Genomic DNA, 9,370 nt, shown 5'->3' with positions numbered 1-9,370 from the left:
GAATTCTCTAATTGGAAGACAATAGCCAACCAACACGACATTGATATTTTCTTTGCGGATCCAGGTTGCCCTGGTCAACGTGGGTTAAATGAACATTCAAATGGTTTATTAAGACGTCATGGACTACCAAAGCAAATGGATTTCAATGGTATTCCTCAGAAATATTTATCAGCTATCACTGATAAACGAAATAGAATTCCTAGGAAATCTTTAAATTATCGAACACCATATCAGGTTTTTCTGAGTTACGTAAAATGTCTAGCTTAATTTGACAATTTGGGTTTAATAAATATTAGCATATAATAATTTAAAAAAAAACTAAAGCGAGGATTTTCACATGAAAAAATATAATCGTTTAACACTCTTTCTAATCATACTAGGAAGCATTATTGTTATCGGTGTGGGATAATCATGACCACCCGTCTAACGGGTGGTTTGAATCGGGGCTATAAGCCCAAATTCCCAGCCAGCGCCTAAAGACGCTGGCTTTCACTTTGTTTAAGCCTCACTGCTCTTGACTCGTCACCAGCCTCTCAAAGAGGCAGTTGTACTACTTACCATTATCCCTAAAGGGATCTTCATACTCTTTCACACTCAGCTTGTCTAGTGCGATATCATGGAACAAATAATCTCCCAGATTATTTGTTTACTCTTGGATGTATTTCTTTATGGTGGCTTCATTGAGACCAACCGTACTCACGTAATATCCCCCTGCCCAAAAATGGCGGTTCCCAAATTTATATTTTAAGTTGGCGTGTTTATCAAACATCATTAAGGCACTTTTACCTTTTAAGTATCCCATGAAACTTGATACACTTATCCGTGGTGGAATGCTGACTAACATGTGAACATGGTCTGGCATCAGATGTCCTTCTATAATTTCCCCCCTTATAACTGCATAATCGGCGAAATATCTCCCCCAAACTACTTCTATATTGATTATAGATGATTTTTCGTCTATACTTAGGGGGAAACACAATGTGATATTTACACATCCATTTTGTGTGCGATAAACTATGTGCCTTTTGTGCCATATTATTATCTCCTTTCGCTGTACAGTAGGCTTGAATTCCTTTATTGTGTCGCGTTTGGAGATTTTTTGTATAACATTCAATGCGCACCCGCATAGCGAGTGGTTTATTTGTCTCGCACCTATCGGAGCGAGACTGGGCTTAAAGCCACATAACTAAAAATCTAGTTGCTCAAAATGAACAACTAGATTTTTTCCTCCCTAAAATATATCCATTGCATAGCAAAAAAAGATTGGTTCAAAAACATCCCTTTACATAGGTATTGTCTTCGAACCAATCTTTAAAAACTGACCAGCAGTCCCAATATTAGAGTGACACTATTATGCCTTCTCGTATTAAATCCAGATTATCGCTGCTAATGCTGCTAATAACGGTGTCTCTTTTTTCAGTTAATCTGTTCCGTGTTTTCCAGATTACCAACAAAATTCATGTCAATATCATCAAGAGCCGACGGCTTAACCTTTTTAACAAATTTCATTGTTTTTAGAGTCGCCACAATGTCTTCTTCTTGCTCTTTATCAATATACATCATTAGGTATTTAAAACGTTTTGAATGGTAAAGAATATCACCAAGTTTACTTAACTTTCTAGCGTCGCGATTATAATAAAGATAAATCGCAAGGCCAACTCTTTCTTTGATTTTCATAGTACCCTTTTTCTAATTCAGTCTTATTTCTACTATTATAGCAAAATTTTCAAAACAAACATACTAAGAAAAAAGATTGAAGAAAAAGTCCAAAATGGACATTCCCTTCAATCTGAAACCTGCCAAACAGGATAGGGCATATTCTGAATTATTTTAATTCGTTGTTATCCATAATAGCATCAATGAAGCCATAAGCAAGTGTTTCTTCAGCATCCATCCAACGATCACGTTCAGCATCAATGTGGATTTTTTCCATGCTTTGTCCGGAATTATCAGAAAGAATTTTTTCCAATTTGTGACGTGTTTTCAAAAGATGCTCAGCTGCAATAGCCATGTCGGTTTGTTGCGTACCGCCACCAGTACCGCCCATAGGCTGGTGCATCATGTATTCTGCATTTGGCAACATGAAACGTTTACCTTTGGCACCTGATGATGCGATAATTGTTCCCATTGAAGCTGCCATCCCCATAACAATGGTTTGAACGTCAGCCTTAATAAAGTTCATAGTATCAACAATAGCCAAACCAGCAGATACAGAACCACCTGGCGTATTGACATAAAGGTAAATATCTTTAGTTGGGTCTTGTGCGTCCAAAAAGAGCAACTGTGCAATAACTGAGTTTGCCATGTTGTCTTCAACTGGACCAGTCAACATGATAATACGGTCTTTTAAAAGACGTGAATAAATATCATAAGAGCGTTCACCGCGTGATGTTTGTTCAATAACTACAGGAATCATATTTTTCTCCATTTCACTATTTCACTATTTCACTATTTCTTAGCAAACAAAGTTGCCAATTAAATGATTGATTTTATTATATGACTTTGGTCAAAAAAGGTCAAATAAAAAACTCAATTTTTAGCATTCTATGTAGCAGAGTGCTAATTTTACATTTAAAAGGAAAGAGCAATCTCTTGCTCCCCTTTGGCTAATGCCAACACTATCTCTACTTTGTACCAAAGAGACGGTCACCTGCGTCACCAAGACCAGGAACAATGTAGCCATGCTCATTTAGTTTTTCATCAAGAGATGCTGCGTAGATGTCAACATCTGGATGAGCCGCTTGCAATTTTTCAACACCTTCTGGAGCAGCCACTAAACATACAAAGCGAATATTTGTCGCACCGCGTTTTTTAAGCGAATCAACTGCTAAGATAGCTGAGCCACCAGTCGCAAGCATTGGGTCAACTAAGAAAATTTGGCGTTGATCAATGTCTTCTGGTAATTTAACCAAGTATTCAACTGGCTCAAGTGTCTCCTCATCACGGTACATACCGATATGACCAACTTTGGCGGCTGGAACGAGGCTCAAAAGCCCATCTACCATACCAATACCAGCACGAAGGATGGGAACAATGGCTAATTTTTTACCAGCCAATTGTTTTTGAACGGTTGTTGTCACTGGAGTTTCAATTTCAACGTCTTCAAGAGGCAAGTCACGAGACACTTCGTATCCCATCAACATAGCAATTTCATCAACTAATTCTCTAAAATCCTTTGTCGGAGTTGTTGAACGACGTAAGATTGAGAGCTTGTGTTGAATGAGCGGATGTGAAATGACTTGGAATTTTCCCATGATTTAAAACCACTTTCTATTGTTTTTATTTATTATATCAAAAAATCCTCCTCGAGGGGAGGATTTGAGCAAGGCAATCACATAAAATTCATCTATCTTTTGGGAAATGCTTTTACTAAGCGCTTCAAAGCCTTTTCTAATAAAGATATTGGTGTTGCCACATTTAGACGAAAGTGATATTCTCCCTCTTTTCCAAAGGTTACCCCATCGTTTAAAATCAATTTAACGTCTTCTTGGAGAATTCTTCCTAGTTCATTATGATCAATACCATACTCAGAAAAATCCAGCCAAACCAGATAGGTTCCCTCCGGTTTCATAACCTTAATATCTGTTTGTGCGATCAAGGTTTCAGTCAGTAGATTTATATTTGTCTCCAGAACTGTTTTTAACTCATCCAACCAGTCCTTGCCATACCTTAAAGCTGTTTCGGTAGCTAAAAAGCCCAGCGTTGAAACTTCGTGCTGATTATTAGCCAACTGCGCATCCATAAAAGCTTTTCTTAACTTCGGATTTGGAATAAGCGCAAAGCTATTCTTAGTTCCTGCAAGATTGAAAGTCTTGGTCGCACTTGCCAATACCAGTGCAAAGTCTTGATAGTCAAGACTGACAGCCAAGAGGCTATGGTGCTTATTTCCAAAAAGGGCTAAATCTTGATGAATCTCATCTGAAACTAGATAAACACCGTGTTTTCGGCAAAGTTCTGCTACCTTAACCATCTCCTCTCTGGTCCAAACTCGTCCTCCAGGGTTATGAGGACTACAAAAGATATAGAGTTTAACAGCATTATCAACCAAGTCTTTTTCCAGCTGGTCGAAATCTATCTCAAAATGCCCATCATTATCCACTAAAGAATTGGTGACTAAAAGGCGCTCTGCCAATGTGACGCTTCGTGCAAAAGGTGGGTAAACGGGTGTGTTGATGAGCACAGCATCCCCTTTATCCGTGAATGCCTTGATAGCTACTGAAATAGCCGGTACCACTCCTTCAATCAAGACAATATCTTCCTTGTTAACGGCAACTTGATGCTGTGTTCTTTCCCAATCTTGAATAGCCTGATAGAGGCTATCTTTTGGAGCATCATAGCCAAAAACAGAAATCTTGGCAAATTCCTCTAACGCCTCTGTCATGGCTGGAAAAACATGGAAGTCCATATCAGCAATCCAAAGAGGAATAATCTCCGAATCCTGCTTCACTTTTTGCCACTTGATAGCGTTGGTTTTTATACGTTCTGGAACATCTGTAAAATTATACTTGGTCATACTATCTCCTTACTTATTCAAGGCTTGTTCTAAATCAGCTTTCAAATCTCTTATATCCTCGATTCCTACAGATAATCGCAACAAATCGTCGGTCAAACCATATGAGGAGCGTACTTCAGCAGGAATATCAGCATGGGTCTGTGTAGCTGGATAGGTAATCAAGCTTTCCACACCACCCAAACTTTCTGCAAAACTAATGATTTTGAGACTGTTTAATAGTTCAGGAATTTTCCCTTGATCTTTAACTTTAAAAGAAACCATACCCCCTCTTCCCGTGTAAAGAACTTCTCTAATAGCTACATGATTTTCTAAAAAAATCGCCAACTCTTGAGCATTTTTTGTTACAGCTTCCATGCGGATTTTTAGAGTTTTGAGACCACGCATTAGAAGATAGGAATCCAAAGGAGATAAATTAGGACCAGTTGTGTTGTAATGATACATCAGCTCGTCAAAAAGCTCTTCATTATCTGTGACAACAACACCTGCTAAGACATCATTGTGACCTGATAAGTATTTTGTCGCTGAATGAATGATAATATCAGCACCAAGCAGAATCGGATTTTGATAAACAGGACTATAGAAAGTATTATCAACTAAGACTTTTGCTCCATTATCATGAGCCACCTTAGCCACTTTTTCAATGTCAAATTCGACCATCAAGGGATTGGTTGGGGTTTCGATGTAAACCACATCAGTTGATTCATCAATAGAAGCAATCATTTCCTCTTCGGTATTGGTATAAGTGAACTTAAAGCGTCCTTGCGCTTCCTGATTATTAAACCAACGGAAAGAACCGCCATATAAATCACGCGCTGCAACCACCTTACTTCCATACGAAAAGAGTGAAAATGCAAGAACAACAGCACTCATGCCTGAACTTGTGGCAATAGCAAAGTCTGCTCTTTCAATTTTTGCTAGCGTTTCTTCCAAAATGCTTCGCGTCGGATTCTTAGTTCGTGTGTAATCAAATCCAGTGGACTTGCCAAATTCTGGATGTTGATAAGTGGTTGATAAATGGATTGGAGCAACCAGTGAGCCGGTTGCATCATCTGATTTGATGCCTGCTTGCGCTAAAACAGTAGCCAATTGATAATCTTTAGTCATAAATCTCCTCTATTTTTCTGATTCTAGAATACTTATAATAGCCAATTTTAATCAAGTACAATTATTCTAACATTTCTCAAAAAAGATAACAGATAAAGGATTATACCGATTTATGATAGAGTGATATAGTTTTAAATTATAGCGATTAACACTCTTCAAAAATGAACCCAGACGTCGTTGACTTGATTTGATTTGATAACGTTCAGTCCTAACTACAGCAGCGTCGCCTAATCTGTTTTGATTTTCATTGAGGATAAACAACACGAACCACCCTGATGGCTTGAGATAGGGTTATTAAGCAAAACAAGCAACCTCAACTAGCAAAAAAACAGGTTTTCAAGCAACTTTATAATCAAATGAATGGACTTTCAAACAAGGAACAGAAAAGACGCAGACAGTTCTTGTTTTTCATTGAGTATGAGTAGGGCAAGTCGAAAGTGACCATGTCTCAAAGTTAATACAAAAGACTATAAAAGGCTGGACAGTGGTCCAACCTTCAATATAGTGATTTATGAAATCTTAAATTTCTCACGAAGACGATTGGCACGGCCACCAATCAACTTATCCAGCATGCGAGTTTTAAGTGACATGTAGCCATAACTTAGAACACCAACAGCACCAACCACAACAACATAAAGCACACTGTGAACACGGCTGGCAGGATCCAGCACAAAACTTAAACCAAGTGTTACAATCGCGGTCAAAACAGCCATAGCAAGCGTCATTAGATTAATTAATTGCAAACGACGTGTTAAACCAGAGGCATTGATGGGCGTTAGATGTTGCAAGCGAAGATAGCTTAACGCAATCGGAACCGCTAAAGCAATAGAAGTTGACAAGAGTGGACCATAACCATGAAAAAGGTAGATCATGGGAATCTGTAGGACAATCTTGGTAATCAATCCATAGATGAAATAGCGCATGGCTTTTCGATTTTCAAACATGGCTTGAAGCATGGGTGACAACATGATATAAAGAGCTAGAAATACTGTTTGAACCATGGCTGCCACAAACATACCAAGTGCCATCTGACTAGGTGCACCGTAGAAGATTGTATAAACTGGTTTGGCTAAAACAAGGATTCCAACAATGGCTGGCATAATGAACATAAAGAGCATTTGTAGATTATTAGTAATCAAACTAGCAGCCGCCTTCATATCTTTTTTGACATAATTCTCAGTCAATAGTGCGATTCCAACCCCCCCAATGGAGCCTGCAACAGACACCAAGAGCATGACAACCTTATTAGGATTTGAAGCAAAATAAGCGAAGTGAATTGAAAGTTCTGAGCGACTATAACTTGTAATAAGCGTCATAAAATTAATATAGGAGAATTGATCAATCAAACTAAAAATTTGAATGGCTGATCCAGTCACAATAAACGGAATAGCCTCTTTCAAAGTCTCAATCAACAAGCCTTTAGCATCAACAGATACGTCTTTTGTCTTTTCAAAAAAGATTGGCTTTAACAAGTTTGATTTGGCTAAATAATAGAAAAGCACAGCCATACTAGCCAGCATTCCAAGAAAAGCCGCAAAGGTTGACTGAGTGACAGCCTTAACATAATCACCAGAACCAAGTTGCATGATAAAGTAGGCTGTCAAAAGCATCCAAATAACACGGATAAATTGTTCTGCCACTTGACTCTTGGCAAATGGAGCCAGGTCATTATGGCCTTGAAAAATACCACGAATGACACTCATCATCGGAAAAATAAAAACAGACCAAGACAGGCTTTGAATAACCGGTATTAGCTCATCTCCTGCCCCTGAAAGTCTCGCAATAACTGGAGACAGGAAAAACATAATCCCGGCACTGATGAGACCAAGAATCAGCATGAACTTGAGGAATTCACGAATCAACTGCATCGTCTCAGCTCGCCTGTCCATGGCATTATATTTTGCAATCTGTTTCGCCACTGCCACATTTAAGCCCGATGTGGAAATCAAAAGAAAGAGCGAGTAGATGTTATAACCTTGCGTAAAAAGCGCGTTAGCCTCATTGGCATGCTCGCCCATCCACAGGTACCAAGGAATGATATAGACCACTCCTAATAAACGACTGATGAAACTTCCGGCTGCCGACCAGGCAGTCCCACGCATCATCTGCTCCTGTTGGGAGACTTTGGATTTGCTTTCAGACATTTTCTTATCCTTCTAAATTTTCTTCAATTTATTATAAACTTTTGCATAGGACTTGTAAAACTATAGCCATAGGTCTAAAATAAGAAGTATGATGCAAATAGAAACCGTATTAGATATATTAAAGAACGATCAAAATTACCGTCAAATCAATCACCCTCAAGGTTATTTCTTTAACTGGCAAGGGGTTAGTTTTGATAAATTAAGCTATGACAGCCGAGATGTCGATGCTAGGACACTTTTTTTTGCCAAAGGCGCATCCTTCAAAGCTGAATTTCTAGAACAAGCCATCTCTGAGGGACTTAGCTGGTATGTTTCTGAAATTGATTATGAAGTCGGTATCCCAGCAATCTTGGTCAATGACATCAAACAAGCCATGAGTCTGATTGCTATGGATTTTTACGATAACCCTCAAGAAAAACTCCAATTACTGGCATTTACAGGTACTAAAGGTAAGACAACTGCTGCCTATTTTGCCTATCACATCTTGAAAGAAAGCCATAAGCCAGCCATGCTATCAACAATGAATACGACTTTAGATGGCAAAACCTTTTTCAAGTCAACCTTGACCACACCTGAAAGTTTAGACCTTTTTAAAATGATGTCTGAGGCTGTCTCAAACGGCATGACTCATCTGATTATGGAAGTCTCCAGTCAGGCTTATCTGGTCAAACGTGTCTATGGCTTAACCTTTGATGTCGGGGTCTTTCTCAATATCAGCCCTGACCACATTGGACCCATTGAACACCCAACCTTTGAAGATTATTTCTACCACAAGCGTCTGCTAATGCTCAATAGCAAGGCAACCGTTATCAACAGTGGTATGGAACACTTCCAAGTTGTTAAAGAACAAGTTGAAAATATCCCCCATGATTTCTATGGTCAAGATTCTGACAATGCTATTCAGAACAGCACTGCTTTTTCTTTTGATGCTATCGGGAAACTAGCTGGACATTACGATATTCAATTAATTGGAGACTTTAATCAAGAGAATGCCATTGCCGCCGGATTAGCCTGTCTACGTCTGGGAGCAAGCCTTGAGGACATCAAAAAAGGCATTTCTAAGACCCGTGTCCCTGGTCGCATGGAAGTTTTGACACAAGAAAACGGTGCAAAAGTATTTGTCGATTATGCTCACAACGGCGATAGCCTAACCAAATTACTGGAGGTTGTCAGTCAACACCAAAAAGGGCAGATTACTTTGATTTTGGGTGCCCCAGGTAACAAAGGAGAGAGTCGCCGTGCTGACTTTGGTCATGTCATTAATCAGTACCCCAGTCTAGGTGTTATCCTAACGGCTGACGACCCCAACTTTGAAAATCCACAAACCATCTCTGAAGAAATCGCTAGCCACATCAGCCGTCCTGTCAAAATCATTATTGACCGTAAGGAAGCTATTCAAGCCGCTATGAAAGAAACGGTAAATGAAAACGATGCCGTCATCATTGCTGGTAAAGGAGCAGACGCCTATCAAATCGTCGAAGGTAAACGCGCTGAATACGATGGCGATTTAGAAGTTGCAAAAGCATTTTTATGATTATTTAGAATGATTATCACTCATTTTTATAACTATTATTGATATTTTTTTGAATGATTATTGTTAAGAAAATTT

8 protein-coding genes and 1 pseudogene are annotated in these 9,370 nt (G+C 38.9%); 2 read left to right on the top strand and 7 right to left on the bottom strand.

What is annotated here, in order from left to right; translation table 11 throughout:
• Positions 1–267, top strand: a 267-nt coding sequence (locus tag A3IA_RS12810; RefSeq protein ID WP_018381206.1) for an IS30 family transposase, incomplete at its 5' end; no start/stop codon positions are given.
• Between the two features lie 283 nt (positions 268–550).
• On the opposite strand, the pseudogene tnpA reads toward A3IA_RS12810, so the two are convergent.
• The 7 genes and pseudogenes from tnpA to A3IA_RS0110070 all read right to left on the bottom strand — a co-directional run bounded on the left by tnpA (position 551) and on the right by A3IA_RS0110070 (position 7,761).
• A pseudogene (gene tnpA / locus A3IA_RS12115) lies at positions 551–1,034 on the bottom strand (IS200/IS605 family transposase).
• Positions 1,035–1,416: 382 nt separating this feature from the next.
• On the bottom strand, positions 1,417–1,677 hold the full coding sequence (locus tag A3IA_RS0110095) for a DUF2129 domain-containing protein (protein ID WP_018381205.1): 261 nt from the start codon (positions 1,675–1,677) through the stop codon (positions 1,417–1,419).
• A gap of 148 nt (positions 1,678–1,825) precedes the next feature.
• Positions 1,826–2,428: an ATP-dependent Clp protease proteolytic subunit gene (locus A3IA_RS0110090; RefSeq protein ID WP_277952188.1), complete on the bottom strand. Its 603-nt coding sequence runs from the start codon at positions 2,426–2,428 to the stop codon at positions 1,826–1,828.
• A 196-nt stretch (positions 2,429–2,624) separates the two neighbouring features.
• Positions 2,625–3,254, bottom strand: coding sequence for a uracil phosphoribosyltransferase (gene upp, locus A3IA_RS0110085; RefSeq protein WP_018381203.1), 630 nt, complete (start codon positions 3,252–3,254; stop codon positions 2,625–2,627).
• Between the two features lie 92 nt (positions 3,255–3,346).
• A complete protein-coding gene (locus A3IA_RS0110080) occupies positions 3,347–4,513 on the bottom strand; it encodes a MalY/PatB family protein (RefSeq protein ID WP_018381202.1) in 1,167 nt (388 codons plus the stop codon).
• A 9-nt stretch (positions 4,514–4,522) separates the two neighbouring features.
• Positions 4,523–5,617 carry a cystathionine gamma-synthase gene (locus A3IA_RS0110075; RefSeq protein ID WP_018381201.1) on the bottom strand — a complete coding sequence of 365 codons (1,095 nt, stop codon included), beginning with the start codon at positions 5,615–5,617 and terminating at the stop codon, positions 4,523–4,525.
• A gap of 509 nt (positions 5,618–6,126) precedes the next feature.
• Positions 6,127–7,761: a putative polysaccharide biosynthesis protein gene (locus A3IA_RS0110070; RefSeq protein ID WP_018381200.1), complete on the bottom strand. Its 1,635-nt coding sequence runs from the start codon at positions 7,759–7,761 to the stop codon at positions 6,127–6,129.
• An 88-nt stretch (positions 7,762–7,849) separates the two neighbouring features.
• Between A3IA_RS0110070 and A3IA_RS0110065 the strand changes: the two genes are divergently transcribed.
• Positions 7,850–9,295, top strand: a complete 1,446-nt coding sequence (locus A3IA_RS0110065; RefSeq protein ID WP_026217671.1) for a UDP-N-acetylmuramoyl-L-alanyl-D-glutamate--L-lysine ligase — start codon at positions 7,850–7,852, stop codon at positions 9,293–9,295.
• Positions 9,296–9,370 lie beyond the last annotated feature (75 nt).

This window comes from Streptococcus thoraltensis DSM 12221, from assembly GCF_000380145.1.
Classification (GTDB): Bacteria; Bacillota; Bacilli; order Lactobacillales; family Streptococcaceae; genus Streptococcus; species Streptococcus thoraltensis.
This window is presented reverse-complemented; position numbering and strand designations above follow the sequence as displayed.